Origin of the sequence: Pseudomonas benzenivorans (assembly GCF_024397895.1) — a bacterium.
GTDB lineage: Bacteria > Pseudomonadota > Gammaproteobacteria > Pseudomonadales > Pseudomonadaceae > Aquipseudomonas > Aquipseudomonas benzenivorans_A.
Genome location: NZ_CP073346.1, coordinates 431,086 through 457,251 on the forward strand (window position 1 = coordinate 431,086; position 26,166 = coordinate 457,251).

23 protein-coding genes are annotated in these 26,166 nt (G+C 65.7%); 1 reads left to right on the forward strand and 22 read right to left on the reverse strand.

Annotated features, from left to right (window positions below; genetic code table 11):
• Positions 1-121: 121 nt before the first annotated feature.
• Positions 122-1,138 (forward strand): GlxA family transcriptional regulator, encoded by a 1,017-nt coding sequence (locus tag KDW96_RS01870; protein WP_255838698.1) that lies wholly within the window; start codon positions 122-124, stop codon positions 1,136-1,138.
• Between the two features lie 101 nt (positions 1,139-1,239).
• Here KDW96_RS01870 and KDW96_RS01875 read toward each other — a convergent pair whose 3' ends face one another.
• From KDW96_RS01875 to benC, 22 genes are all read right to left on the reverse strand, one after another.
• Positions 1,240-2,697, reverse strand: a complete 1,458-nt coding sequence (locus tag KDW96_RS01875; RefSeq protein ID WP_255838699.1) for a sodium:solute symporter family protein — start codon at positions 2,695-2,697, stop codon at positions 1,240-1,242.
• A gap of 637 nt (positions 2,698-3,334) precedes the next feature.
• A complete protein-coding gene (gene creA, locus KDW96_RS01880; protein WP_255838700.1) occupies positions 3,335-4,546 on the reverse strand; it encodes a creatinase in 1,212 nt (403 codons plus the stop codon).
• Positions 4,547-4,886: 340 nt separating this feature from the next.
• Entirely contained in the window at positions 4,887-6,587 is a 1,701-nt protein-coding gene (locus KDW96_RS01885) for a BCCT family transporter (RefSeq protein WP_255838701.1), read from the reverse strand.
• A complete protein-coding gene (locus tag KDW96_RS01890; protein ID WP_255838702.1) occupies positions 6,584-7,369 on the reverse strand; it encodes a creatininase in 786 nt (261 codons plus the stop codon). The genes KDW96_RS01885 and KDW96_RS01890 overlap by 4 nt, the downstream gene beginning before the upstream one ends.
• A gap of 658 nt (positions 7,370-8,027) precedes the next feature.
• On the reverse strand, positions 8,028-8,816 hold the full coding sequence (gene pcaD, locus KDW96_RS01895; RefSeq protein ID WP_255838703.1) for a 3-oxoadipate enol-lactonase: 789 nt from the start codon (positions 8,814-8,816) through the stop codon (positions 8,028-8,030).
• Between the two features lie 99 nt (positions 8,817-8,915).
• On the reverse strand, positions 8,916-10,121 hold the full coding sequence (gene pcaF, locus KDW96_RS01900) for a 3-oxoadipyl-CoA thiolase (RefSeq protein WP_255838705.1): 1,206 nt from the start codon (positions 10,119-10,121) through the stop codon (positions 8,916-8,918).
• A complete protein-coding gene (locus KDW96_RS01905; RefSeq protein WP_255838706.1) occupies positions 10,118-10,900 on the reverse strand; it encodes a CoA-transferase subunit beta in 783 nt (260 codons plus the stop codon). The genes pcaF and KDW96_RS01905 overlap by 4 nt, the downstream gene beginning before the upstream one ends.
• On the reverse strand, positions 10,900-11,757 hold the full coding sequence (locus KDW96_RS01910) for a CoA transferase subunit A (RefSeq protein WP_255838707.1): 858 nt from the start codon (positions 11,755-11,757) through the stop codon (positions 10,900-10,902). The genes KDW96_RS01905 and KDW96_RS01910 overlap by 1 nt, the downstream gene beginning before the upstream one ends.
• Before the next feature lie 123 nt (positions 11,758-11,880).
• A complete protein-coding gene (locus KDW96_RS22055) occupies positions 11,881-12,783 on the reverse strand; it encodes a methyl-accepting chemotaxis protein (RefSeq protein WP_304665572.1) in 903 nt (300 codons plus the stop codon).
• 16 nt (positions 12,784-12,799) lie between these two features.
• A complete protein-coding gene (locus tag KDW96_RS01920) occupies positions 12,800-13,516 on the reverse strand; it encodes an ABC transporter ATP-binding protein (RefSeq protein WP_255838708.1) in 717 nt (238 codons plus the stop codon).
• The gene (locus tag KDW96_RS01925) at positions 13,516-14,274 is read right to left on the reverse strand and encodes an ABC transporter ATP-binding protein (protein ID WP_255838709.1); all 759 of its coding nucleotides are present in this window, start codon (positions 14,272-14,274) and stop codon (positions 13,516-13,518) included. The genes KDW96_RS01920 and KDW96_RS01925 overlap by 1 nt, the downstream gene beginning before the upstream one ends.
• Positions 14,271-15,311 carry a branched-chain amino acid ABC transporter permease gene (locus tag KDW96_RS01930; protein ID WP_255838710.1) on the reverse strand — a complete coding sequence of 347 codons (1,041 nt, stop codon included), beginning with the start codon at positions 15,309-15,311 and terminating at the stop codon, positions 14,271-14,273. Before KDW96_RS01930 ends, KDW96_RS01925 begins: the two co-directional genes overlap by 4 nt.
• 26 nt (positions 15,312-15,337) lie before the next feature.
• Positions 15,338-16,198 carry a branched-chain amino acid ABC transporter permease gene (locus tag KDW96_RS01935; RefSeq protein WP_255838711.1) on the reverse strand — a complete coding sequence of 287 codons (861 nt, stop codon included), beginning with the start codon at positions 16,196-16,198 and terminating at the stop codon, positions 15,338-15,340.
• Positions 16,199-16,265: 67 nt separating this feature from the next.
• Positions 16,266-17,435 (reverse strand): ABC transporter substrate-binding protein, encoded by a 1,170-nt coding sequence (locus tag KDW96_RS01940; RefSeq protein ID WP_255838712.1) that lies wholly within the window; start codon positions 17,433-17,435, stop codon positions 16,266-16,268.
• Positions 17,436-17,522: 87 nt separating this feature from the next.
• Complete coding sequence (locus KDW96_RS01945; protein ID WP_255838713.1) at positions 17,523-18,812, reverse strand: OprD family porin; 1,290 nt, start codon at positions 18,810-18,812, stop codon at positions 17,523-17,525.
• Positions 18,813-18,935: 123 nt separating this feature from the next.
• Positions 18,936-20,150 (reverse strand): benzoate/H(+) symporter BenE family transporter, encoded by a 1,215-nt coding sequence (locus KDW96_RS01950; RefSeq protein WP_255838714.1) that lies wholly within the window; start codon positions 20,148-20,150, stop codon positions 18,936-18,938.
• Positions 20,151-20,348: 198 nt separating this feature from the next.
• Positions 20,349-21,287, reverse strand: coding sequence for a catechol 1,2-dioxygenase (catA, locus tag KDW96_RS01955; protein WP_255838715.1), 939 nt, complete (start codon positions 21,285-21,287; stop codon positions 20,349-20,351).
• A gap of 36 nt (positions 21,288-21,323) precedes the next feature.
• A complete protein-coding gene (catC, locus tag KDW96_RS01960) occupies positions 21,324-21,614 on the reverse strand; it encodes a muconolactone Delta-isomerase (protein WP_255838716.1) in 291 nt (96 codons plus the stop codon).
• Between the two features lie 39 nt (positions 21,615-21,653).
• A complete protein-coding gene (locus tag KDW96_RS01965; protein ID WP_255838717.1) occupies positions 21,654-22,775 on the reverse strand; it encodes a muconate cycloisomerase family protein in 1,122 nt (373 codons plus the stop codon).
• Between the two features lie 26 nt (positions 22,776-22,801).
• On the reverse strand, positions 22,802-24,142 hold the full coding sequence (locus KDW96_RS01970; protein ID WP_255838718.1) for an MFS transporter: 1,341 nt from the start codon (positions 24,140-24,142) through the stop codon (positions 22,802-22,804).
• A gap of 73 nt (positions 24,143-24,215) precedes the next feature.
• Entirely contained in the window at positions 24,216-24,992 is a 777-nt protein-coding gene (locus KDW96_RS01975) for a 1,6-dihydroxycyclohexa-2,4-diene-1-carboxylate dehydrogenase (RefSeq protein WP_255838719.1), read from the reverse strand.
• 108 nt (positions 24,993-25,100) lie between these two features.
• On the reverse strand, positions 25,101-26,111 hold the full coding sequence (gene benC, locus KDW96_RS01980; protein WP_255838720.1) for a benzoate 1,2-dioxygenase electron transfer component BenC: 1,011 nt from the start codon (positions 26,109-26,111) through the stop codon (positions 25,101-25,103).
• Positions 26,112-26,166: the final 55 nt, after the last annotated feature.

Below are 26,166 nucleotides of genomic sequence, written 5' to 3' on the forward strand. Positions count from 1 at the left end.
GATTGGCGGCTGCGTGGGCGAAGCCAATAAGCCCTAGAATTACAAGAGTCTCCTCCGACCGAACCGCCCTACATGCACGGCAGGCCGAAGCGACGACTCTGCGCCGATGGAGGAAATCGACATGACACAGGCACTGCAACCACGGGAGGCAATCAAGAAGCCGCTTTCAACCGTGGCAGAGCCGAGGGTGAAAACCTTTGGCTTCCTGCTCACCCCCAACTTCACCACCATCGGCTTCGCCTGCGCCATCGAAACCCTGCGCATGGCCAATCTGGCCGCCCGGCGCACCCTCTACCGATCCCTGCTGATTGCGGTAGATCACGAGCTCGTGCGCGCCAGCAACGGCATGTGCGTGGTGCCCGATCACTCGATCGCCGATGCGCCGGAATTGGACGCACTGTTCGTGGTGGGCTCCAACCCGATTCCGAGCAAGCACGACCGCAACCTGCTCAACTGGCTGCGCAAACTGGCCCATCAGGACGTGCCGCTGGGCGGCATCTGCACCGGCAGCCACTTGTTGGCCAGCGCCGACCTGCTCAAAGGCCACCGCTGCACCATTCACTGGGAAGACATCGAGCAGCTCAAGGAGAAGTTTCCCGGGATCATCATCTCCAACCAGCTTTATGAGCTGGACCGCAACCGCTACACCTGCTCCGGCGGCACCGCCTCCATGGACATGACCCTGCACCTGATCGCCCGCGAACCGGGCGGTGCGGAGATCGCCACACAGGCGGCAGAGCTGCTGCTGTGCGACCGCATGCGCGGCTCCCGCGAGCAGCAGCGGGTGCCACTGCGGCAGAAGCTCGGGCATGCCCAGCCGAAGCTGAGCCAGATAGTCGCGATCATGGAAGCGAACCTGGAAGAGCCTCTGGAGCTGGAAGAGCTCGCCCAGCTCAACGAGGTGTCGGTGCGCCAACTGGAGCGCCTGTTCCATAAGCACCTGGAGCGCAAGCCCAGCCAGTACTACCTGGAGCTGCGCCTGAACCGCGCCCGCGATCTGCTGCTGCGCACTGACGCTCAGGTGCGGGACATCTCCCTGTCCTGTGGCTTCGCCTCTCCGGCGCACTTCTCCAAGTGCTACAGCCGCCTGTTCGGCCACTCGCCACGTGACGAGCGCAAGCAGAGCGCACTGGGATGAGTCATGTTCCGTGCGGAGTGTTAGCGCCCCCTGCAAAGATCGCCAAAAGCAAAAGGCCACTGACTTCGCCGAGTCAGTGGCCTTGTTTTCAACCGAATGGACTATCGCGCCCGCTGCGGTAGTGACACCCGAGTCCGGGTCAACATGGAGACGGCGACATAGGTGATGGATGAGGCCAGACAGCCGATCAGTGGCCCCTCGACCCAACCGATATCGGTGCTCAGCAGCAGGCCACCGCTGGTGAAGAAGCCCACCAGCATCGCCACCAGGGCGCCGGCCACGTTGCCCTGCCAGAAGGTGGAGATGAACACCGGACCTATCATGGCCGCCAGCAAGGTGCCGGAGCCGAGAATACCCAGCCAGGACAGCATGAACGGCGGCGCATACATCATCATCAGCAGCCCCAGCAGCCCGAGCGCCACGACGGCCACACGGTTGACGGTCAGGGCATGGGGCGAGTCCACCTCGGCGTGCTTGTTCAGCGCCAGGCGCAGGTCATGGGAGGTCGCCGACGCCACGGTGTGCAGCATCGAGTTGGCGGTGGACTTCATGGCGAAGATGATGAACAGGGTGATGATCCCCTGCAGAGCCGGATGCATGAACGTCTGCAGGTACATCGGCATGGCGCTGTCGGGATCGGCCAGTTGCGGACCGAAGGCGCGCATGTACAGGCCAACCAGCGGGATCAGGCTGAGCAGCGCGCCGAGAATCGCCACGTAGATGCCGACCTTGTGCATCTTCACGTTCGGCTTGAAGGCGAGGAAGCGAATGGCCATGTATGGCAGAACTGCCGCGAACAGGAAGGCATAGGGCAACACCAGGAACACCGAACCCTTGCTCTGGCCATAGGGGGCCGCCGTTTCCGGATTCAGCAAGCTCGGATTGATGGCGTTGAGGTTGGCTTCCCAGAGCCCCAGATCGACGCTGGTGAACATCTGCACCATGATCACTATCGCCGCCAAGGCCATCCCGCAGACCATCACGGTATCGGTCCAGGCCACCGCGGCCAGGCCACCCAGCATGGTGTAAAGGATGATCACCGAAATCATCAGCCAGGCGCTGCTGGTCATCTCGATATTCAACCAGGACGCGCCGAGCATGCCGACCGCCTTGATCTGGCTGACCAGGAACACCATCAGCAGGATGATGGTCATGAACGCCGCCACGCCCTGCAGCAATCGCCCACCGGCACCGCCGCCATGAATCTGGCCGATGTACTCGGGGATGGTGTTGCTGCCCATGTGGATGGCGCGATTTTGCATATGATTGGCGAAGAACAGCACCGCGATCATGATCGCCGGAGCGAAGAAGAAGTTGCCCAGCAACTCGATGGCCCCGAACTCGTAAGCCACCGCCGGCGAGCCCATAAAGCCCCAGCCGCTGAAGCCGGTGGCGACAATGGTACTGGCACCGACGAAGGCGCCGAGACTCCTGCCCGCAAGCAGGAAGCCACCCTCGTCGCTGTCCTTGACCTTGCGCGAGGAGAGAAAGCCGATGCCGATCATTACCGCGAAGGTGACGAGCAGCAGGCCCCAATTGAACAGTTCATAGAAGTCCATTGTGCTTACCCTCGCTGCCTGGCTTGTTCTTTGGCGGAGCGGCACAGATAGGTTCCAGCCGCGATCAGGAACATGAGAATGTTGAGCGCCACGAAGAGCGTCAGTACCCAGGAGTTCATATTCAAAACCTCGTTATTGTATTTGTAATAGTTGTTCGCGAAGTAACGAAACGGATACGGCCACCCCGTAGAGGTAGTGGGTTTCCTCGCAACTCCGCACTCTGAGTGCACATCGATTGAATTGGGTCAGGTCTTTCCTGTGTGGTGGTCTTTGATCCTGTTGGCCGGCGCCGCATGGCGATGTCCGTCCAGCAGCTGATCAATCCCTTCTAGAGCGTTCGTGTATGCCAGGGCGATAAGACCGGCACCCGGAAACTGTCTGGGGCACCGCTTCGTTTCTTGGCGGTTCCGGATAAGCCGAGAGATAACGCGCCTGCTCTTTCGCTTGTCCAGTTTCCCTGGAGATGGGTTTTCACAACTCTGTTGAAAACAACTAAACCGCTTTCCGTCTGCAGCGAAAAACACCCCACCGGGAAACAGGCTGGATGTATTCATCTGATTGCCTCCTGGCCAGTTGGCCGTGTTGGCGACGGTGGAGGAGCCGTGCCCCGCGTGGAGAGCACGACTCCAACCGGACATCACTTACGAATGATGTTCTTCTCCGGCCCGTACGGGAACTTGGTGATGTTCTCCGCGCCCTGTTCGTTGACGATCAGGATGTCGTGCTCGCGGTAGCCACCAGCACCCGGACGACCTTCCGGCAGCATGATCATCGGCTCCATGGACACCACCATGCCCGGCTGCAGCACCGTGTCGATGTCCTCGCGCAGCTCCAGCCCGGCTTCGCGGCCGTAGTAGTGGCTGAGGGTGCCGAAGGAGTGGCCGTAGCCGAAGGTGCGGTACTGCAGCAGGTCGTGCTTGAGGAAGATCTCGTTCAGCTCACGGGCGATATCGCTGCAGCGCATGCCCGGCTTGATCAGCTTGAGACCCGCCTCGTGCACTTCGACGTTGGCCAGCCACAGACGCAGGTGGTCGTCAGAGCAGTGGTCGAGGAACAGGGTGCGCTCCAGCGCGGTGTAGTAGCCGGCGATCATCGGGAAGCAGTTCAGGCTGAGGATGTCGCCCTTGTTCACCTTGCGGGTGGTCACCGGGTTGTGCGCGCCGTCGGTGTTGATGCCGGACTGGAACCAGGTCCAGGTGTCCATCAGCTCGACGTCCGGGAAGGTACGGGCGATCTCGCGCACCATGGCCTGGGTGGCATGCAGGGCCACTTCGTACTCCGGCACCTGGTCACGCAGCGCTTCTACGACGGCGGCGCCACCGATGTCGGCGATGCGCGCACCGTGACGGATCATCTCGTGCTCTTCGGCGGACTTGATCATGCGCATGCCCATGCACGGGGCAGCGATGTCGACCAGCTCGGCGTCCGGGTAGCGGTCGGCCAGCTTGGCGCGGTTCTGCAGGTTGATGTGGTCGTACTCGATGCCGATGCGGCGTGCCTTCGGCAGCGCCTGCTGGATGGCGACGAAGTAGTTGTCGCGCTGCCAGTCGGTGTAGACGATGTTGTCGGTGCCGGCGGTGCGGCGCCACGGCTGGCCACCGTCGATGTTGGCGCTGATGCTGACCACCGCGTCCTGGGTCACCACCAGGGCGTAGGGACGACCGAAGGAGCAGAACAGGAAGTCGCTGTAGTAGTTGATGTTGTGGTACGAGGTGAAGACCGCGGCGTCGATGTCCTGGGCGGCCATGTGGGCGCGCAGTTTGGCCTGGCGGTTGGCATACTCCTGGGCGGAGAAGGTGGAGTTGACCTTTTCGCCGTTCTGAATCCGGATCGTCTTGGGCATCTGCATGGCGTGAATCCTTTTTGTTTTCCAGTGACTCGGTCCGCCGGAATGGGGAGCCGTTGGAAAGCATTGCACCAGATGCACTTCTGCCATTTTTGTGCGTTCCCGACCCGAAATTGGTCAGATCCGCTTCCCTTCTCTCGATGCTCTAAGGCCTGAGCGTCCCTCGGTCTATCGCGTCTCTCCTGACGCCTGCCGTCACACTCCACACGGCCTCTGTTGAGCACAACACGGAGCACTGACAGCACAAAGCCACGGCCTACTCCAGGTCCGTGGCTTTGTTCTTACGGGCGTTTCACTAGGCACCCGTACGGGTGCCAGTATGGCGACCACCCTGATTTCAGACTCAGTCCTTGGCGATGCTCTCTTGCCGCAACGCCTTCACCAGGCTCAGGCACATCAGCAGCATGATCACGGAGAACGGCAGCGCACTGGCGATAGCGGCAGTCTGCAGTGTGGCCAGCGAAGCCGCCCCCCCGGCCACCAGCAGCACGCCCGCTACCAGTCCCTGCTGCACACCCCAGAACACTCGATGGCGGGCCGCGGTATGCACAGCACCATGGGACATGATGGTCGTCATCACCAAGGTCGCCGAGTCCGAAGACGTGATGAAGTAGGTAGCAACCAGTACCGCGCCCAACCAGAGTGCCATGGTGCCCAAGCCACCCAGCGACATGGAGTCGACAGTGGCGAAGAAGGCATTGGCCACATCCTTGGAAACCGCGGCACTGATGCCCCCGTCGGCAAACAGCTCATTGCTCACCGCCGTACCACCGAAGGCGACGACCCAGATGAAGGTCAGCAGCGAGGACACGCCGATTACGCCGAAAATGAACTCGCGGATGGTGCGGCCGCGGGAAACGCGGGCGATGAACACGCCAACGAAAGGCGCCCAGGACAGCCACCAGCCCCAATAGAACACCGTCCACCAACCCTGCCAGCTTGATTTCCAGCCTTCCCACTTGGCCGGGTCCTGATGGCTGGCGTCGGTCCAGAAGCTCATTTCGATGAAACTTGCCAGGTAATCGCCGGTGGCATCGACCAGCGACATGATCAGGTAACGCGTTGGTCCCCAGATGAAGAAGAACAATACGAGCGCCACGGTCAGCCAGATATTCAGCTCGCTGAGGCGTTTGACTCCTCGATCCACGCCAGACACCGCGGAGATCATCGCCACCAGGGTGATCACGGCGATTATCGCCAGCTGCACCACCACCGAACTGTCCAGTCCGACCAGGCGGCTCAGACCCGCGTTGATCTGCTGCGCACCAAGGCCCAGAGAAGTTGCAACGCCGAAGATGGTGGCAAGAATGGCCATGATGTCCACGGTGTGGCCGAGGGCGCCATCCATGCGCTTGCCAAACAACGGCCGCAGTGTGGAGCGGATGGTCAGCGGCAATCCCTTGCGATACGCGGCATAGGCCAGCGCCAGGGCCACGATGCAGTAGATCGACCAGGCGTGCAGCCCCCAGTGGAAAAAGGTGATACGCATGGCACTTTCCGCCGCTTCTGGGCTCATGCCCTCGGCCGCAAACGGGTTGCTCTGCAAGTGAAAGATCGGCTCGGCGATGCTCCAGAAGATCAGCCCGATGCCCTGGCCGGCGGAAAACACCATGGCGAACCAGGAGAAATAGCCATATTGCGGCTTCTCGTCGGCGTGCCCGAGGCGGATGCTGCCGAAGCGGCTGAACGCCAGCCAACCGTTGAAGAGCAGGAACAACGCGGCGATCAGCACGTAGTACCAGGTGAAGTAGTAGGTGATGCCGCTGCGGACCCGATCGAAGAGTGCCGCCGCTTCCTCCTGGAATCCCAGTACCGCGAAGATCACGCCGACGATAATCGCCAGTGAACCAAGGGTGACAACTGGATTGAGGCCCTTGAGCCAGGGACTCTGCGAGATCGCTACACTAACCTCGTGTAAGTCACTCTTGAAATCGTGACTCAACAGCGTGGGCGCGGCCTCGACCGCGCATTCTTCTGGTTTCATGTTACAGCCCTCTGATTGTTTTTGTGGGTGCTGGTCAAACGTACGCGGCGGCCGGATCAAGACATCGGTTCGAATGCCTCCTGCAGCGCGGCAGCGATTCCCGCGACACAGACCTCAAGGATCAACTCCCCCTTTTCCCGGCTGGCGCCGCGCGCGGAGGAAAGGGTGCCGGACGCAGGCGTTCGCTGCGGCACGATGGGGAAGACGTCATAGGGGGGGAAACTTGCAGGGGGATGATCGACGACACGGGTCATGTCGACGAGCTCGGGGTACAACGCCAACATCAACGAGGTCTCGAACACACCGCCATGCTCGATGTCCCAGCCGAGGAAGCCCTCAGGGTAAAGCTGGGTGATTACCTGCGGATCGTTCACGAAATCCCAGTAGGACAGCAGCACCACCTTGAAATCGTCGATGCCTGCGTAACGCAACTCGCGCAGGGCAAGGTCGATCCCCTCGACGACGAACATCGAGTTCTCGTAGTGCCCGTTCATCAGGGCCAGCCTGCGCGCACCATGTCGTGCGAGCTCGCGGATGATGTCCTGCACCGTGCTGGTGAGGGTGGCGCCATCCAGACTGGTGGTGCCAGGAAAGTGATTGCCGCCGCCGGACTTCTGTTGCGACTTGTATCCATATTGCAGTCCCGGCAGGACCAGTGCGCCAATACGCTCGGCAACCCGCTTGCATACGGCGGTGGGCAGCAGCACATCGACGTTCATGCACATATGGTGACCGTGCTGCTCCAGTGCACCTACCGGCAACATCAGCACGCAATCGCCTTGGCCGACCTTGGCTTCGTACTCCTTCCAGGTCAGCTCGCCTACAAAAACGCTTTTGGTCATCGATTCGTCTCCTGAGCGTGCGGGCACTGATGGCCCTTCCTGCTTGGCATTGCAGCAAATTCAAAGGGGCGGCTTTTGTAAGTATCCGACCCGAAATTGGCCAGACTCGACAACCAAGTCGCCGGCCAGGGCCTGGAAGGATGAATCTTTGGCCTCCTGCCGCGCCCTGAAGGCCGCTGCGGCGGCAGCCAATATGCGCGGTCAGACCAGCTGGGGGATGTGAATGGGATATATGGAGAGGCGAAGGCCTAGAGTCGCCTCAGCCTGGCTGGCGTGACGCGTCCTTACCGACTCGAAACCGACGTGCCCGGTATCTAGCGACCTACCAGTGAGATTGAAAAGCGCTGCCTTCGGAACGCATTGAACGAGGTACCAAGGTTTGGTTGCACGCCATCGCGAAGCTATGCGATGGCGTAGTGGAGAACATCTTCGTGATCTCTGGGGTCGGACGGAGGAGATGCCCACTCGGCCATCGTGCCGACAGTCCCGCCTGTACCTAAGTAGCCGCTCGCTGCGCAAATAGTCAGGGCCAGCCCGAAATGGCCGAACCTGCTAGCACGCTTAACCACGGGTTTGTCACGACAGGGACTGCCCTCCAGCGACAGCAGCGCGTAGGAGAGCCACAGAACGTCCAGAAACTCGCAGATATGCCGCCCTTTCAACCCCTCAGAAAGTCCAGCACGGGCTGCGTGAAAGCCTCACCGGCCTCGACATTGGACAGGTGCGCCGCTGGCAGCTCGAGTAGCCGCGCCCCCGGGATACGCTCCGCCATGAAGCGACCATCGGCCACCGTGGTGACCGGGTCGGCGCTGCCGGCGACGATCAGGGTCGGAGTCCGAATCGACTCGAGTTGCTCGCGGTAGTCGGCATCGCGCACCGCCGCGCAGTTCGCCGCATAGCCGCGGGAAGATGTCTGCGCCAGCATCGCCACCACGGCTTCGACCCGGGCGGGCTCGGCTGCGGCAAAGCCGGCAGTGAACCAGCGCGCGATGGAGGCATCGCGCAAGGCCTGCATGGCCGCCTGGCCATCGCGCAACACGCTGTCGATGCGCGGGTTCCACACCTCGGGACTGGCGATCTTGGCTGCGGTGTTGCACAGCACCAGCTTGTCCAGGCGCTCGCCGGCGTCGATTGCCAGCCACTGGCCGATCAGGCCACCCATGGACAGACCGCAGAAATGCGCCTTGGCAATATCCAGGGCATCGAGCAACGCCAGTACGTCGCGGCCATTCTGCTCGATGCTGTATAAGCCATCGCTGACCAGCGAGTGGCCATGGCCGCGGGTGTCATAGCGCAACACACGGAAATGCTCGGTGAAGGCTGGCATCTGCGCATCCCACATGTGCAGGTCCGTGCCCAGGGAGTTGGACAAGACCAGTACCGGCGCGCCTGCCGGCCCTTCGAGCTGATAATTCAGTGCACCGTCGGCGAGTTGGACAACCGGCATTTGGCGATTCCTCACTAGAACATTCATTACAGGAGGCCGACCCGCGTTGCGCAACTGGCTCTGCGTGCGCCCGGGTCGCCCATCATCAACTATCGCGGTTCACACCCGCTCGATGGCCAGCGCCAGGCCCTGGCCGACGCCCACGCACATGGTCGCCAGGCCGCGCTTGCCGCCGGATTTCTCCAGCTGATGCAGGGCGGTCAGCACCAGGCGCGCGCCGCTCATGCCCAGGGGGTGACCCAAGGCGATGGCACCGCCATTCGGGTTGACCTGGGCCGCTTCGTCGGCCAGGCCCAGGTCGCGCAGCACCGCCAGGCCCTGGCTGGCGAAGGCCTCGTTGAGCTCGATCACGTCGAAATCGGCGACGCCGAGATTCAGCCGCTCGCACAGCTTGCGCACCGCCGGCACCGGGCCATAGCCCATGATGCGCGGCGCCACACCGGCGCTGGCCATGCCCAATACCCGCGCACGCGGTGTCAGGCCGTGTTTGCGCACCGCCTCGGCACTGGCCAGGATCAGCGCCGCGGCGCCATCGTTGACCCCGGAAGCGTTGCCGGCGGTGACCGTCTTGTCCGGGCCGTTGACCGGCTTGAGCTTGGTCAGGACCTCCAGGGTGGTGTCGGGGCGCAGGTGCTCGTCCTGCTCGATGACGGTATCGCCCTTCCTGCCCTTGATCACCACCGGGACTATCTCCTCGGCGAAGAAGCCAGCGGCCTGGGCGGCGGCGGCGCGCTGCTGGCTGCGCAGGGCGAAGGCGTCCTGGTCGGCGCGACTCACCTGGTAGTCGTCGGCGACGTTATCGGCAGTCTGTGGCATGGCATCCACGCCGTACTGCGCCTTCATCAGCGGGTTGATGAAGCGCCAGCCGATGGTGGTGTCCTCGATCTTCTGAGTGCGGCCGTAGGCGCTGTCGGCCTTGCCCATCACATAGGGAGCGCGCGACATGGACTCGACGCCGCCGGCGATGGCCAGCTCCATCTCGCCGCTGGCGATGGCGCGGAACGCCGTGCCAATCGCATCCATGCCCGAGGCGCACAAGCGGTTGAGGGTCACCCCTGGCACCGAGTCCGGCAGGCCGGCCAACAGCAAGGCCATGCGCGCGACGTTGCGATTGTCCTCGCCGGCCTGGTTGGCGCAACCGAGAAATACCTCATCCACCTGGCTCAGGTCGAGCTGCGGGTTGCGCGCGATCAGCGCCTTGAGCGGCACCGCCGCCAGGTCGTCGGCACGCACGGTTGCCAGACCGCCGCCGAAGCGACCGATGGGCGTGCGCACGGCATCGCAGATATAGACGTCGCGGCTCATTCCTCACCCCCGGCCTGGCCGTGGGCGGCCGCGGTGCGGGCTTCCAGGGCACGCAGGGCTTCGAGCTCGACGGCAGTTGGGGCGGCGGTCTCGGCGACGCTGTCGGCGAAGCGAATGGCCCAGCCGGTGGCGGCCACTACCTGCTCGCGGGTCACCCCCGGGTGCAGCGAGGTGACGATGAACTCGTTGGTGCCGGCTTCCGGCTCCATGATGCACAGGTCGGTGATGATGCCCACAGGGCCGGCGCCGGGCAGGCCCAGCTGCTGGCGGTGGTCGCCGCCCTCGCCATGGCCGACCGAGGTGATGAAGGCCAGCTTGTCGACGAAGGTGCGGTGCGACTGCTTGAGGATGATCAGCACCTGCTTGGCGGAGCCGGCAATCTCCGGCGCGCCGCCGGCGCCCGGCAGGCGCACCTTGGGTGCGTGGTAGTCGCCGATCACCGTGGTGTTGATGTTGCCGTACTTGTCGACCTGGGCGGCGCCGAGGAAGCCGACGTCGATGCGCCCGCCCTGCAGCCAGTAACGGAAGATCTCGCCGGTGGGCACCACGGTGTCGGCGGTCTCGGCCAGCTCGCCGTCGCCGATCGACAGCGGCAGCACGCTGGGCTTGGCGCCGATCGGGCCGGATTCGTAGATCAGTACCACGTCCGGCGAGGACGTCAGGCGCGCCAGGTTGGCGGCCTTGGACGGCAGGCCGATGCCGACGAAGCACACCGCGCCGTTGTTCAGGCGGCGGGCGGCGGCAACGGTCATCATTTCATTGGTGCTGTAGGCGCTCATCACTTGGCCTCCTGCTGCGCGGCCAGTTTGGCCTTGAACTCTGAGAAATCGGCGGTGCCGCGGATGTATTCGTCGATCCAGGCGCTGAAGCTCTCGCGATCTCGGGCGATCGGGTCCCAGGCCTGGTAGAAGCGGTTGTCGCGCTCGGAGTAGCCCAGGGCATAGGACGGATGGGCCCCGCCCGGCACATGGCAGACCGCGGTCAGCGCCCAGCTCGGCAACACGCAGGCGTTCATCGGCGCATTCAGGTCGTCGACGATCTCCTCCACGGTGACGATGCAGCGCTTGGCCGCCAGGGCCGCCTCCTTCTGCACGCCGAGGATGCCCCAGAGCAGCACGTTGCCCTTGCGGTCGGCCTTCTGCGCATGGATCACGGTGACGTCCGGGCGCACGCTCGGCACCGCCGCCAGCACTTCGCCGGTGAACGGGCAGGTGACCGTCTTGATCAGCGGGTTGACCTTGGGCAGGTCCGAGCCGGCGTAGGCGCGCAACACGGCAAACGGCAGGCCCGAGGCGCCGGCGACATAGGCGTTGGCCAGGTCCGCATGGCTGTGTTCCTCGATTTCCAGCGGCTGCGGCCAGCCCTTCTCCACCGCGTCGCGCAGGCGGTGCAGCGAGCCGACGCCGGGGTTGCCGCCCCAGGAGAACACCAGCTTCCTGGCGCAGCCGGCACCGATCAGCAGGTCGTAGACCAGGTCCGGGGTCATGCGCACCAGGGTCAGTTCGCGCTTGTTCTGGCGGATCAGCTCATGGCTGGCGGCGGTGGGGATCAGGTGCGTGAAGCCTTCGAGGGCGACGGTGTCGCCGTCGTTGACGAAGCGTTTGATCGCCTCGCCCAGGGAAATGATTTCGGCCATCGGAGTTACTCTCGCTCGGTTGACGATGCCACCGGCTGAGGGTGGCGGGTGAGTCAACGGTAAGCCGAGCGGCCCACTCAAACAATCCGATAATCGCTTATCCGTGCGATTACCGAACACTGTCTAGGCGAGCGCCTCCGCCATGCCCTGGGTCAGGGTGCGCTGCTCGTGCAGGCGCTGGACGATGCGCTCGACTATCTCCAGCCGCGCCACGGCCCCGGCGCGCATCTCGTCCATGGCGCCCAGGGCGGCGGCAGCCTTCTCCAGGCCCGTGCCGGTGGATTGGCCGATGTGCTCGAGCCCTGCCCTCGCCTCCTGCGCCGATTGCTGCAGGCCGGCGGCGATCTGGCGAATCTCGCCACTGGACTCGTTGGCGCGCTGGGCCAGGTGGCGCACCTCGTCGGCGACCACGGCGAAACCACGACCGTGATCACCCGCTCGCGCTGCCTCGATGGCGGCATTGAGCGCCAGCAGGTTGGTCTGCTTGGCAATGTCCTGAATGCTGCCGACGATGGCGCCGATGCGCAGCGACTGTTGCGACAGGCCATCGAACACCCGGTCGATGCTGTCCATGTAGCCGGCCAGTTCGCGGATCGCCGCCTCGCACGCCTGGATGCTGGCGGCGCTGAACTGCACCTTCTCGCCGCCGGCGCGCGCCAGGTCGGTGGCGTACTGCATGTCCTGCTCGGTGCGCTGGATGCCCTCGAGCAACTGCGCCAGGGGGGCGCGCAGCGCAGGCACGGGAGCGACCGGCGCTTCGACCGGCGGTGCCGCTGCCGGCAACGGCGGTTCCGGCGCCGGCGGTAGCGGCGCAGGCACCGACACCGGCACCTCGACCAGGGTCGGCGGCAAGCGCTGATAGAGCAGCCCGGCCAGGGCGAGGCAGGCGAACACCAGTGCGGCCAGCACCTCTTGCAGGGGGCTGTCGAGCAGCAGGCCGGCGGCGGCCAGGGCCGCCGTCAGCTGCAACAGCGCCGCCAGGTGTTTCTGCCAGCGGCGTGGGGATTGAACAGCTAGCTGGGTCATGGTGGGATCCCTGGCCTCACAGGCCGATATGGTTCTGCAGGATCTCGGGCTGGGTCTTCAGCTCGGCGCTGGGGCCGTCATAGACCACCCGCCCCTTGACCATGATCATGCTGCGATCGGTCAGGTCGAGCAGCACGTTGACGTTCTTGTCCACCACCAGGGTGGCGATGCCGCTGGCCTTGATCAGCCGGATCACCTGCCAGATCTCCTTGCGGATCAGCGGTGCCAGGCCCTCGGTGGCCTCGTCGAGGATCACCAGCTCGGGGTTGGTCATCAGCGCGCGACCGATGGCCACCATCTGCTGCTCGCCGCCGGAGAGGTTGCCGGTCAGGTGAGCGAAGCGCTCGGCCAGGCGCGGGAAGGTCGCCAGCACCCGCTCCAGGTCCCAGTCGCGGCGTCCGTCCAGGCCCGGCCGGACGGCCATGATCAGGCTCTCGCGCACGCTCAGGTTGGGGAACATGCCCCTGCCTTCCGGCACGTAGCCGATGCCGCGGCGGATGATCTGGTGGGTGGCGCGGCCGCTGCAACGCTCGCCACGGATCAGCACCTCGCCGTGGCGCGCCGGGGTCAGGCCCAGCAGCGAGCGGATGGTGGTGCTCTTGCCCATGCCGTTGCGCCCCATCAGCGCCAGGGTCTCGCCCGGCCGGATCTGCAGGTCGACGCCATGCAGGACGTGGCTGTTGCCGTAGTAGGTGTGCAGGCCGGTGGCCTGCACCAGGGCTTGTGTGCTCATCAGAATTGCTCCTCGCCGTCGCCCAGATAGGCCTGCTGTACCGCCGGATCGTTGCGCACCTGGTCCAGCGGACCGCTGGCCAGCAGCTCGCCGTTGACCATCACGGTCAGGCGATGGGCGATGCTGAACACCGCGTCCATGTCGTGCTCGACCAGGACCATGGCGTACTGCTTGGACAGGCTGGCGAGCAGCTCGACCACCCGCGCCGACTCGTCCTTGCCCATGCCGGCCATGGGCTCGTCGAGCAGCAGGAAGCTCGGTTCGGTGGCCAGCACCATGCCGATTTCCAGCTGGCGTTGCTCGCCGTAGCTCAGGGCATCGGCCAGGCTGTCGCGGTGCCGGGCCAGGCCGCACAGCTCCAGGGCCCTTTCGGCGCGCTCGCGCACCTCGGCGTAGGCCTCGCAGCGGCGGAAGAAGCGGAAGGAGTTCTTCAACCGCGATTGTGCGGCCAGCCAACAGTTCTCCAGGCAGGAGAAGCTGGGGAAGATGTTGGTGCGCTGGAAGCTGCGGCCGATGCCCAGGTGCGACACCCGGTTGGGTGCCAGGCCGGTGATGTCGCGGCCGTGAAAGAGGATCTGCCCGGCGCTGGGTTTGAGGTGGCCGGACAGCAGGTTGACCATGGTGCTCTTGCCGGCGCCGTTGGGGCCGATGATCGCGTGCACCTCGCAGGGCGCCACGCTCAGGGAGATGTCGCTGACCGCGCGCAGGCCGCCGAAGGCCTTGCTCAGTCCGCGGGTTTGCAGGACAGGGGTGCTCATAGGCCGGCCTCCTTCTTCACCACCACGGGAGTGGAAATCGCCGTTTCGTCGGCAGGTCTGGTTGGGCGCCTTTCACAGAGTTTCAGTAGCAAGCCGGCGATGCCGCCGGGCAGCAGCAGGACCATGGCGATCACCACCAGGCCCATGGGCAGCTCCCAGTGCGGGGTCAGGCCGGCGAACAGCTGGTGCAGGCCCTCGAAGGCGAAGGCGCCGAAGATGGCGCCGAACAGGCTGCCCATTCCGCCGAGGATGACCATCACCAGGGCGTGGGCCGAGAGCTGCCAGCTGACCTGGCCGGGGCTGACGAAACCGTACTGGGTGGCCGAGAGCATGCCGGCGTAGCCGGCGATGGTGCCGGCGATGACGAAGGCCGCCAGCTTGTAGAACAGCGGGTTGTAGCCCATGGAGCGGACCCGCTCCTCGTTGTGCTTGATACCCAGCAACACCCGGCCGAACGGCGCACGCAGGAAGCTGCGCAACAGCAGGTAGACCAGCACCAGCGAGCCGAGCACCAGGTAGAACAGGCTGCGTGGGTTCTCCAGGTCGAGCAGCTGGACCCCGGCGATGCGCACATCGGGCTTGAGGAACAGGTAGATGCCGTCCGAGCCGCCGGCGAAGGACGCGTCGTGGAACAGGTAGTAGAGCATCTGCGAGAAGGCGATGGTCGCCATGATGAAGAAGATGCCCGAGGTGCGGATGATCAGCAGGCCCATCAGCAAAGCGGCGGCGGCGCTGACCGCCAGGCACAGGGCCAGGGCCAGCCAGAAGTTCACCGCCTCGAACTCCGGGGCGAACAGCACCAGGCTGTAGCCGGCGATGCCGAAGAAGGCCGCCTGGGCCAGGCTGACCATGCCGGTCACGCCGACCAGCAGGTCGAGGCTGAGGGCGACCAGGGCGAGGATCATGATGTGGGTCAGTTGCTGCAGGTGAAAGCCGTGCTGCTCGCCGCTGAGGCTCTCGCCGAACAGCGGGAAGCCGGCCAGCAGCAGGGTCAGCGCCAGCAGCAGATAGCGAATGACAGGGGGTAAGGGACGCATGATTGGTTTCCTCCGAGGGGCAGGTGTCAGGCGAACAGCCCGCGCGGTTTGAACAGCAGCACGACGGCCATCAGCACATAGATCGCCATGCCCGCGTACTCGGGCACCAGCACCGCGCCCCAGGTGGCGGTCAGGCCCACCAGCAGCGCGGCGAGGAAGGCGCCGCGAATCGAACCCAGGCCGCCGATCACCACCACCACGAAGGCGATGATGAGGATCTGGTTGCCCATGCCCGGATACACCGAGGACACCGGCGCGGCGACCATCCCGGCGAGCGCGGTGAGCGCGGTGCCGGCGGCGAACACCAGGGTGTAGATGACCCGGATATTGATGCCCAGGCCCTGGACCATCTCGCGGTTGCTGGCGCCGCCGCGGATGATGATGCCCAGGCGGCTGTGCTGCAGGATCAGGTACATGGCCAGGGCGATCAGCCCGCAGATGGCGGAGATGAACAGCCGGTAGACCGGGTACTCGAGGGTCTCGGTGAGCTGCACCGAGCCTTCCAGCAGCGCCGGAATCGCCACGCTGTGGACGTCGTTGCCCCAGGCGATGCTGCGCAGCGAATCGATCACCAGGATCAGGCCGAAGGTCATCAGCACCTGGTCGAGGTTGTCGCGGCGGTACAGCGCCTGGATCAGGAAACGCTCGATCAGCACCCCGAGCAGCGCGGCCAGCGGCAGGCCGAGGAGGATGGCGAGAAACAGGTTGCCGGTCAGCGCAGTGAGCCAGAAGGCCAGGTAGGCGCCGACCATGTACAGGGCGCCGTGGGCCAGGTTGATGATGTGCATGATGCCGAAGATCAGCGTCAGGCCGCTGGCGATGAGGAACAGCAGCAGGCCGTACTGCAGACCGTTGAGGGTCTGGATGAGAACTGTGGGGAAATCCATCGGGAGTACCTGGCGTAGACGAGTGAACCCCGGGCGCCACTCAGGGCGCCCGGGTGTGCCGCTGGACCTAGAGCTTGCAGCCCGGCGCCGGGTCGGCCAGGGCGCTGGCCGCGGTGCCCGCCACCCGGTTGGCGCCGTCACGCACCTCGCGCAGGTAGACGTTCTGCACCGGGTTACGGGCCTTGGAGAAGGTCCACTCGCCGCGCGGGCTGTCGATGCGCGCCTGGCTCATGGCGGCGAGCCAGGCGGCGCGGTCAGAGGTGTTGCCGGCCACCTGTTGCAGCGACTGGGCCAGCAACAGGCCGGTGTCGTAGCCCTGCACCGCGTAGACGTCCGCTTCCTTGCCGAACTGCTGGCGGTAGTCCGCGCGGAACTTGTTGTTCTGCGGGGTATCCAGGCTGTCGGAATAGTGCAGCGTGGTCAGCACCCCCTCGGCGGCCTGGCCCTGCGCGGCCAGGGTGCCCTCGGTGAGGAAGCCCGAGCCGAGCAGCGGGATCTTGCCCTGCAGGCCGGCGGCGGCGTAGTCCTGGACGAACTTGGCGGCGCCGCCACCGGCGAAGAAGACGAACACCGCGTCGGGCTTCAGGGCGGCGATCTCGGTCAGCTGCGACTGGAACTCGACGTCCGGAAAGGGCACGTAGATTTCCTTGCTGACGGTGCCGCCGGCCTTCTCGAAACCTTCCTTGAAGCCGTCCACCGACTCGGTGCCGAAACCGTAGCGCCAGGCCAGGGTGACGACGTTCTTGTAGCCCTTGTCGACAGCCACCTGGCCCATCGGGTAGGCGGTCTGCCAGGAGCTGAAGGAGGTACGGAAGATGTTCGGCGCGCACAGCGGGCCGGTGGCGGCGTTGAAGCCGGCGTTGGGGATGATCAGCGGAACGCCGCTGTCGCGGGCCACCTTGACCGCGCCCATGCCGACCCCGGAATGCACCGGGCCGACCACCACGTCGACCTTGGCGCCGTCGACCAGCTTCTGCATGTTCGGCACCGCCTTGCCGGGATTGGCCTCGCTGTCGACGCTGACGTACTCCACCGCACGGCCGCCGAGTTCACCGCCCTGCTGCTCGATGGCCATCTTCATGCCGTTGGTGATGGCCTCGCCGAGGGCCGCGTAGGTGCCGGTATAGGGCAGCAGCAGGCCGACCTTGACCGGCTCGGCCGCCTGCGTGCCGGCGCACAGGGCCAGGGTCAGGGTGGCGGAGCTCAGGGTGATACCGACTTTCTTATAGTTGTTCATCGTGGTTATCCATTTACGCAAGGTTATAGGAGGTGTCGCAGGTCTCCGCCGTGCCGCTCCGGCGCCCAGGCCAGAGCGGCACGGGGCTTAGAGCAGGTTCCAGGTGTAATTGAAAATCAGGCGGTTCTCGTCGACGTCGCTGCGGTAGTTGGAGCGCGCGGTGACGTTGCGCACCTTGACGCCCAGGCCCTTGAGCGAGCCGCTCTGCACCACGTAGCCGAGGTCCAGGTCGCGCTCCCACTCCTTGCCCTCGAAGCCGCGGCCGGTGTCGACGTTGTCGCCCGTCAGGTAGCGCACCCCGGCCACCAGGCCCGGCACGCCCAGGGCGGCGAAGTCGTAGTCGTAGCGGACCTGCCAGGAGCGCTCGTCGGCCGAGTCGAAGGTGAAGGTCGGCACTTCGTTGCCCAATGGGCTGACGTTGGCGAACACCCGTGGCAGGCCGTCGTCGCCGAACATCGCCTGGTAGCCGAGGTAGAAGGTGTGGGCGCCGTACTTGGCCGACAGCAGGGAGAAGGCCGCCTGATTGTCCAGCTTGCCGAGCAGTTGCTCGCCGTCCTCGGTCGAGTCGAAGTAGCCGAGGCTGGCGCCGAGCACCCAGTCACCCACCGGCTCGCTGTGCTTGAGGCTGAAGTAGCGCTGGTTGTAGAGGTCCTCGAGCTGGGCGTACCAGGCGCCGACCGAAGTGCGGTTGGCGTTGAAGGCGTAGTCGGAGCCGCCGTAGTTGAAGCGGTCGGTGGTGATCAGCTGGCCGGCCTGGCGCCGCGGGACGAAGCCGACCATGGCGCCCAGTGCCTCGTCGCCGGCCTCGTTGCGCAGGCTGGTGGAACGCAGCTGGCCGGCCTGCAGGGTCAGCCCGGCGATCTCGTTGGAGACCAGGCTGGCGCCCTGATAGGTCGGTGGCAGCAGGCGGATGTCGCCGAAGAACAGCACCGGCAGCACCAGCTGCTGCTCGCCGACCTTCAGTTCGGTCTTCGACACCCGGACCTTCACCGCCGCCCCCAGGCGGCTGTACTCGTCGGCTGCCTTGCCTTCGTCGGTCACCGGCAGCAGGCCGGTGTTGATCCGGTCCGGGCTGCTGTCGAGCTTGAGGCCGAGCAGGCCGACGGCGTCGACGCCGAAGCCGACCGGGCCCTGGGTGTAGCCGGACTTGAAGTTGAGGATGAAGCCCTGGGCCCACTCCTCGGCCTTGGACTGTTTGTTCGGTCCGACCAGGTCGGAGAAGTCGCGGCTGAAGTAGTAGTTGCGCGCCGTGAGGGTGGCGCTGCTGTCTTCGAGAAAGCCCGCTTCGGCCGCCATCAGGGTCGAGGGCAAAGTCAGGGCGACGGCCAGGGCCAAGGGGGCCCGCAGTACACGGGGTGCACGGATCGATTGCTTCATGGATTCACTCTTGTAGTTGTTGTGTTGGTGTTGACTTCCACCCTTGCCGGCAACGCAAGCGGGTGGTCTTACCCCCGCCCTGCCCAGGCCTCTGCCCGGCAGCGCGGCAATAAAGGTTTGCCGCTAGCGCGCCGCCTCCCGTTCGCCGAGTGACGAGGCCTGGCAGCGCTCGCTGCGCCGTGCGCCGAGCAGCAGATGGGCGGCGATGCCGAAGATCAGTCCCCAGAACGCCGCCGACAGGCCGAGCAGGGACATGCCCGAGGCCGTGACCAGGAAGGTGATCAGCGCCGCCTCGCGGTCTTCCGGCACCGACATGGCGCCGGCCAGGGCGCCGGCGATGGCGCCGAACAGCGCCAGCCCGGCCAGTGCCGCGATCAGCTCCTTGGGCAGGGCACTGAACAGCGACACCAGGGTCGCGCCGAACAGTCCCAGCAGCAGGTAGCACAGCCCGCCGACGACGCCGGCCACGTAGCGCTTGCGCGGGTCCTCATGGGCCTCGCGGCCGGTGCAGATGGCCGCGGTGATGGCCGCCAGGTTCAGCCCGTGGCAGCCGAAGGGCGCCAGCAGCAGGCTGCCCAGGGCACTGGCACTGATGATGGGGCTGGCCGGGGTCTGGTAGCCGGCGTTGCGCAGCACCGCCATGCCGGGAACGAACTGCCCGGTCAGCGCCACCATCACCAGCGGCAGGGCGATGTTGAGGATCGCCGCCAGGCTGAACTCCGGGGTGATCCACACCGGCACGGCCAGGCCGATCACCAGCGCCTCGCCGTGCAGTTCGCCGCTGGCCAGAGCCACCAGGCAGCCGACCAGCAGCACCGCCATCACCGCGTAGCGCGGCAGCAGGCGCTTGCAGATCAGGTAGCTGGCGAACATCGCCAGCACCAGCCAGGGCTGGCTTTTCAGCGAGACGAACAGGCCGGTGCCGAAGCTGAACAGGATGCCGGCCAGCATGGCCGCGGAGATCGCCGCCGGCAGGCGGCCGATGATGCGGTCGAAGGCGCCGGACAGGCCGACCAGGAGGATGATCAGGTTGGCCACCAGGTAGGCGCCGACCGCCTCGTTCAGGCTGATCTGCGGCAGCAGGGTGACCAGCAGCGCCGAGCCCGGAGCCGACCAGGCGATGACCAGCGGCACCCGGTAGCGCAGGCTCAGGCCGATGCCCAACACGGCGCTGCCGATGGAGATGGCCCAGACCCAGGACGACAACACGGCATGGGACAGGCCGGCGCTGTCGGCCGCCTGGAAGATGATCACCAGGGGCCCGGCGTAGGAAATCAGCGTGGCGATGCAGCCCGCCACCAGGGCCGACAGCGAAAAATCATGGAACAAGGCTTTCATGGGACCTCGTCGTCAGGGTGCAGCTCGCCATCCGTGGCCAGGAGCCCGGATCGCTGTTGTTGTGGGTGAAGCGGGAGCCTTCGGGTGGATGGCGCTGTGGCCATCCGCCCTTGGCTTCAGGAGTCGCCGTAGGGTGCGCCATGCGCACCCTGCCAACCGCACGCGGCCTCAATGGTGCGCACGGCGCCCCCTACGCACTCAGGCTTCCTGCAGGGCCCGCGGACGCTGGCTGCGCTGTTCGGCCGCCGGTGCCGGCGCCTTCTGCACCTCGAAGTCGAACGCCAGCGTGGCGAAGCGACTCTGCACGCCACGGGCCTCGGCCGCTGCGGCGTCCTCGACGAAGCGCAGCTTGCCGACCAGGCCTTCGCGGGTGGCGTAGGCGAAGTCGTCCCACAGGTACTGGTCGCCATCCAGGTTGATCTGGGTGGTCAGGTGGCGATGGCCCGGCGCCGAGACGAAGAAGTGGATATGCGCCGGACGCTGGCCATGGCGGCCGAGCAGGTCCAGGCATTCCTGGGTCGGCCCGTCCGGGGCGCAGCCGTAGCCGCTCGGCACGATGCTGCGCGCGCGGTAGCGGCCTGCGGCGTCGGTGACGATGCGCCGGCGCAGGTTGTACTCGCTCTGGCTCTGGTCGAAGAAGGAGTAGTTGCCCTTGGTGTTGGCGTGCCACAGGTCGACCACCGCGCCGGCCACCGGCTGACCCTCGGTGTCGCGCACCACGCCCTCGAGGAACATCACAGTGGCTTCATTCAGCTCGCTGCCGTCGTCCATCCGGGCCTCGCCCTCGCAGATCGGCGCGCCGGCCACGTACAGCGGGCCCTCGATGGTCCGCGGGGTACCGCCGCTGAGGCCGGCCTCGGCGTCCTTGGCATCCTGCAGCAGGTCGAGGAAGTGCTCCAGACCCAGGCCCGGCACCAGCAGGCCGAACTCGCTGCGTGCGCCCAGGCGATTGAGGTAGTCGACGGCGGTCCAGAACTCGTCGTCGCTCACCTGCAGGTCTTCGATGATCTTCGCGGCGTCCTGGACGATGCGCAGCACCAGCTGCTTGACCCGCGGGCTGCCCTGGTCGTTCGTGAGGCCGGCGGCTTCTTCGAAGAACTTCTGGATCTCGGCAGTGTGGGAAATTTTTACGGTCATGACGGTTAACCTCGAGTTGTTGTTATGGCGCCGGGATTAGCGGTCGTCGGAATGGATCGACGAGGGGTGGCGGCACAGGCCGTCGATCTCGATATCCATGTAGGGAAACAGCGGCAGCTGCATCAGGGTGTCGTGCAGCGCCTCGACACTCTCCACATCGAACAGGCTGTAGTTGGCGTAGTGCCCGGCGATGCGCCACAGGTGGCGCCACTTGCCCTCGCGCTGCAGGCGCTGGGCCAGTTCCCTCTCGTCGGCCTTGAGCTGGCTGGCGCGGGCCGGGTCCATGTCTGCCGGCAGTCTTACGGTCATCTTTACGTGGAACAGCATGGGCTTCTCTCCTCGGCTGGCGGGCCGGTGGCTGTGGCGTTAAGGGCGGCGGAAGAACGCCAGGCGTTCTTCGTCCAGGCTCAGGCCCAGGCCCGGGGTGGCCGGCACCTGCAGGTGGAAGTCGCGGTACACCGGCGCCTCGCTGACGATCTCCTCGGTCAGCAGCAGCGGGCCGAACAGCTCGGTGTGCCAGGTCAGCTGGCGCAGGGTGAGAAAGGCATGGGCCGAGGCCAGGGTGCCGATCGCCCCCTCGAGCATGGTGCCGCCGTACAGGGCGATCCCAGCCGCCTCGGCAATCTGCGCGGTGCGTAGCACGGCACGCGGGCCGCCGTTCTTGGCGATCTTCAGGGCGAAGATGCTGGCCGCACCGTCGGCCGCCAGGCTGAAGGCGTCCTCGACGCTCTCGATCGATTCGTCTGCCATGATCGGCGCCGGGCTGCGCTGATTCAGGCGGATCTGCCCGCCGCGGTTGATCCGGGCGATCGGCTGTTCGATCAGGTCGATGCCGTTGTCACCGAGAATGCGGCAGGCACGCAGGGCCACCGACTCGTCCCAGGCCTGGTTGACGTCGACCCGCACGCTGGCCGAGTCGCCCAGGGCCTGCTTGATGGCGATCACATGCTTGAGGTCACGGTTGACCTCGCCGGCGCCAATCTTCAGCTTGAAGATGCGGTGGCGGCGCGCCTCGAGCATCTGCTCGGCCTCGGCGATGTCCTTGGCGGTGTCGCCCGACGCCAGGGTCCAGGCCACCTCCAGGCTGTCGCGCACCCGGCCGCCGAGCAGCTCGCTGACCGGCAGACCGAGGCGCTTGCCCTGGGCGTCGAGCAGCGCGCTCTCCAGGCCGGACTTGGCGAAGGTGTTGCCCTTTGCCGCCTTGTCCAACCGCTGCATGGCGGCGTTGATGTTGGCCGCGTCCTGGCCGAGCAGCAGCGGGCCGAGGTGGCTGTCGATGTTCTGCTTGATGCTCTCCGGGCTCTCGTTGCCGTAGGCCAGGCCACCGATGGTGGTGGACTCGCCCAGGCCTTCGACACCGTCCGAGCAGCGCAGGCGGATCACCACCAGGGTCTGTTTCTGCATGGTGTGCATCGCCAGCTTGTGCGGGCGTATGGTCGGCAGATCGACGATGATCGCCTCGATGCTTTCAATCAGGACTTGGCTCATTTCGGCTCAGATTCCGCAGGGTGTGATCAGGAAGCCGCCACGGCAGTGCCCAGCGCGGCATTGCGGCGGCGCTGGCTGCTGATGGCGAACAGGGTCATGGCGAGGGCCGCCACCGCGCCCGGCACGGCGAAGGCCATGAAGTTGAGCTGCAGCGGCAGGTTGATGCCCATCAGCGCGCCGCCCAGCAGCGGGCCGACGATGGCGCCGTTGCGGCCGATGCCCGAGGCCCAGCCGAGGCCCGTGGAGCGGATCGACAGGCCGTAGAACTGCGCGGCGGCGGCGTACAGCAGGATCTGCGTGCCGATGGTGGTGGCGCCGGCAATGAAGATCAGCAGGTAGAGCAGCGCGGGCGCGCTCTTGAAGCCGAGCAGGCTGATGGAGACGGCGGCGGCGACGAAGAAGGCCACCATCACCTTGCTCAGGTTGAAGCGATCGCCCAGCCAGCCGCCGAGGATGGCGCCGGCCATGCCGCCGAAGTTCAGCGCCAGCAGGAACGACAGGCTCGAGCCCAGGCTGTAGCCGGCGCTGGCCATCAGTTTCGGCAACCAGGAACTGAGCGCGTAGACCATCAGCAGGCAGCAGAAGAATGCCAGCCACAGGCACAGGGTGCGCAGTGCGCGGCCCTCGCGGAACAGCTCGAACACGGCCACGCCGTGGCCCTTGTTCTCACTCATCACCAATTCGCCGCCATTGGCGAGCGACACGTCCGGCGCGATCCGCTGCAGGATGGCGCGGGCCTGGGCATGGCGACCCTGGCGCACCAGGAAGCCGACCGACTCCGGCAACTTCCACAGGATCAGCGGCAGCAGCAACAGCGGCACCCCGGCGGCGAAGAACATCGACTCCCAGCCGAAGCGCGGCAGCATGTAGATACCGACGCCGGCGGCCAGCATGCCGCCCAGCGAATAGCCGCTGAACATCACCGCCACCAGGGTGCTGCGCAGACGCTTGGGCGCATACTCGTTCATCAACGCCACGGCATTGGGCATCAGGCCACCGCAGCCGAGGCCGGCGAGGAAGCGGCAGATGCCGAACTCGGTCGGGTTGCTGGCGAAACCGTTGACGATGGTCGCAGTGGAAAACAACGCGAAGCAGATGGCGATGCCCTTCTTGCGGCCGATGCGATCGGCCAGGGTGCCGAAGGCCAGGGCGCCGAACATCATGCCGAACAGCGCATAGCTGCCCAGGGCGCCGGCCTCGAGCGGGGTCAGGCCCCACTCCTGCATGATCGCCGGCAGCACCACGCCATAGATGAACAGGTCATAGCCGTCGAAGATCAGCAGCAGGGCGCACAGCGCCATGACCATCCAGTGGAAGCGGGTAAAGCCCGCGTTGTCGATGATGTCGTGTACGTCGATTTTGCTCATGGCTCGGGACTCTTTTGTTGTTGTGATACGAGTGCGTCCTGGCGGGTCTATCCCTCGGCGGTGGCGAGCGGGCTCAGCCCAGGTCGCCACCACCCACCGGCAGGGTCACGCCGGTGATGTAGGCGGCTTCGTCGGATGCCAGGAAAAGGATCGCGCCGACCTGCTCGTCGATCGTGCCGTAGCGCTTCATCAGGCTGCTCTGCACGGTCTGGTCGACGATCTGCTGGTACCAGCGCCTCTCCTGCTCGCTCTGCTCGGCGCTGTTGCGCGGAATGCGCCGCGGCGGCGCCTCGGTCCCGCCCGGCGCGGTGGCGTTGACGCGGATGCCGCGCTCGGCGGTTTCGAACGCCAGGCAGGCGGTCAGGGCGTTGACGCCGCCCTTGGCCGCGCCATAGGGCACGCGATTGACGCCGCGGGTGGCGATGGAGGAAACGTTGACGATCGCGCCGCTGCCCTGCTCGAGCATGTGCGGCAGGGCGGCGTGGCAGCACCACAGGGTGGGGAACAGCGAGCGGCGCACCTCGGCCTCGATCTCCTCGGCCCGGTAGTGCTCGAACGGCTTGGCCCAGATGGTGCCGCCGACGTTGTTGACCAGGATGTCCACACGGCCGAAGTATGCGACTGCCGACATCAAGACCCGCTGGCACTCCTCGAATTGCTCGAGGTCGGCGGTCAGGCACAGCACCGGGCTGACACGCTGCAGCTCATCGGCCAGTTCATGCACCAGCTCGGAGCGGTCGACCAGCACCAGGTGCGCGCCCTCCTCCGCCATGCGTTCGGCCACCCGCCGACCTATGCCCTGGGCGGCGCCGGTGATCACCGCGACCTTGTCTTGAAAACGCTTGAACATAACCCGACCTCACTCAGTGCAGTCGTCCCGGAGCCTGGAAGTGCTCCAGGCGACTGCCCTATCGAATAAAACAGGCCCGCTTACCAGGTAGGCGGACCAAAGGAGCTCTCAGGCGCTGGCAGCGAACTTCTCGTAGTAGAAGTTCGCAGGCTGAATGCCTTGCTCGCGAATGTAGTGACTGACCGCCTCGACCATCGGCGGCGGGCCGCACAGGTAAACGTCTACCTCGCCGTCGTTGAGGTGCTTGGGCTCGATGTGCTGGGTGACATAGCCCTTCTGTGGGTAGCTGCTGTCCGGACTGGCCACGCAGGCGCTGAAGCTGAAGTTGGGGATGCGCGCGGCTAAGGCCTCGAGCCTGTCCATCTCCACCAGGTCGAAGTCGTTGGTCACCCCGTAGATCAGGTGCAGCGGATGTTCGCTGCCCTGCTCGGCGATCTTCTCCAGCATCGCGGTGAAGGGCGCCAGGCCGGTGCCGCCGGCCAGCAGCAACAGCGGCCGCTTGATCTCGCGCAGGTAGAAGCTGCCCAGGGGGCCGGCCAGAGTCATGCTGTCGCCCGCCTTGGCCAGGCCGGTGAGGAAACTGCTCATCAGCCCACCCGGCACGTTGCGGATCAGGAAGCTGACCTCGCCATTCTTCTGCAGCGTGCTGAAGGAGTAGGCGCGGGTCTGCTCGCTGCCCGGCACCTGCAGGTTGACGTACTGGCCCGGCAGGAAGCTCAGCTTGGCCAGCGACTCGCCCTTGATCGACAGGGCGATGGTGCTGTCGGAAAGCTGGCGCACCGCGCTGATCGCCGCCTCGAAGCTGGCCTGCTGGGTCTTGCACAGCTCGGAGGACGCCGGCACGCGGACCACGCAGTCGCTCTGGGCACGCATCTGGCACGTCAGCACGTAGCCCTGTTCGGCCTCTTCCTCGCTCAGGGCGTCCTCGACGTAGTCCTCGCCCAGCTCGTAGCGGCCGGCCTCGGCGAAGCACTTGCAGGTGCCGCAGGCGCCGTCGCGGCAGTCCAGGGGGATGTTGATGCCCTGGCGGTAGGCGGCGTCGGCGACGGTCTCGCTGGCGTCGGCATCGATGAAGCGGGTGACCCCGTCTTCGAAATTCAGTGCGATCTTGTGGCTCATGGCACACCTCGCTTGGCAGTGGTTACACACGGTTTCGGGCGTTTTTTGGCGCGAG

What these genes read in the sequence shown, in the direction of transcription:
- KDW96_RS01950 (WP_255838714.1), bottom strand. Translation starts at nt 20,150, where the DNA reads ATGAAAGCCTTGTTCCATGATTTTTCGCTGTCGGCCCTGGTGGCGGGC.
- catA (WP_255838715.1), bottom strand. Translation starts at nt 21,287, where the DNA reads ATGACCGTAAAAATTTCCCACACTGCCGAGATCCAGAAGTTCTTCGAA.
- KDW96_RS01905 (WP_255838706.1), bottom strand. Translation starts at nt 10,900, where the DNA reads ATGAGCGCCTACAGCACCAATGAAATGATGACCGTTGCCGCCGCCCGC.
- KDW96_RS01890 (WP_255838702.1), bottom strand. Translation starts at nt 7,369, where the DNA reads ATGACCAAAAGCGTTTTTGTAGGCGAGCTGACCTGGAAGGAGTACGAA.
- catC (WP_255838716.1), bottom strand. Translation starts at nt 21,614, where the DNA reads ATGCTGTTCCACGTAAAGATGACCGTAAGACTGCCGGCAGACATGGAC.
- KDW96_RS01910 (WP_255838707.1), bottom strand. Translation starts at nt 11,757, where the DNA reads ATGGCCGAAATCATTTCCCTGGGCGAGGCGATCAAACGCTTCGTCAAC.
- creA (WP_255838700.1), bottom strand. Translation starts at nt 4,546, where the DNA reads ATGCAGATGCCCAAGACGATCCGGATTCAGAACGGCGAAAAGGTCAAC.
- KDW96_RS01925 (WP_255838709.1), bottom strand. Translation starts at nt 14,274, where the DNA reads ATGAGCACCCCTGTCCTGCAAACCCGCGGACTGAGCAAGGCCTTCGGC.
- KDW96_RS01940 (WP_255838712.1), bottom strand. Translation starts at nt 17,435, where the DNA reads ATGAACAACTATAAGAAAGTCGGTATCACCCTGAGCTCCGCCACCCTG.
- pcaF (WP_255838705.1), bottom strand. Translation starts at nt 10,121, where the DNA reads ATGAGCCGCGACGTCTATATCTGCGATGCCGTGCGCACGCCCATCGGT.
- KDW96_RS22055 (WP_304665572.1), bottom strand. Translation starts at nt 12,783, where the DNA reads ATGACCCAGCTAGCTGTTCAATCCCCACGCCGCTGGCAGAAACACCTG.
- KDW96_RS01935 (WP_255838711.1), bottom strand. Translation starts at nt 16,198, where the DNA reads ATGGATTTCCCCACAGTTCTCATCCAGACCCTCAACGGTCTGCAGTAC.
- KDW96_RS01920 (WP_255838708.1), bottom strand. Translation starts at nt 13,516, where the DNA reads ATGAGCACACAAGCCCTGGTGCAGGCCACCGGCCTGCACACCTACTAC.
- pcaD (WP_255838703.1), bottom strand. Translation starts at nt 8,816, where the DNA reads ATGCCGGTTGTCCAACTCGCCGACGGTGCACTGAATTATCAGCTCGAA.
- KDW96_RS01965 (WP_255838717.1), bottom strand. Translation starts at nt 22,775, where the DNA reads ATGAGCCAAGTCCTGATTGAAAGCATCGAGGCGATCATCGTCGATCTG.
- KDW96_RS01930 (WP_255838710.1), bottom strand. Translation starts at nt 15,311, where the DNA reads ATGCGTCCCTTACCCCCTGTCATTCGCTATCTGCTGCTGGCGCTGACC.
- KDW96_RS01870 (WP_255838698.1), top strand. Translation starts at nt 122, where the DNA reads ATGACACAGGCACTGCAACCACGGGAGGCAATCAAGAAGCCGCTTTCA.
- KDW96_RS01970 (WP_255838718.1), bottom strand. Translation starts at nt 24,142, where the DNA reads ATGAGCAAAATCGACGTACACGACATCATCGACAACGCGGGCTTTACC.
- KDW96_RS01875 (WP_255838699.1), bottom strand. Translation starts at nt 2,697, where the DNA reads ATGGACTTCTATGAACTGTTCAATTGGGGCCTGCTGCTCGTCACCTTC.
- KDW96_RS01945 (WP_255838713.1), bottom strand. Translation starts at nt 18,812, where the DNA reads ATGAAGCAATCGATCCGTGCACCCCGTGTACTGCGGGCCCCCTTGGCC.
- KDW96_RS01975 (WP_255838719.1), bottom strand. Translation starts at nt 24,992, where the DNA reads ATGTTCAAGCGTTTTCAAGACAAGGTCGCGGTGATCACCGGCGCCGCC.
- benC (WP_255838720.1), bottom strand. Translation starts at nt 26,111, where the DNA reads ATGAGCCACAAGATCGCACTGAATTTCGAAGACGGGGTCACCCGCTTC.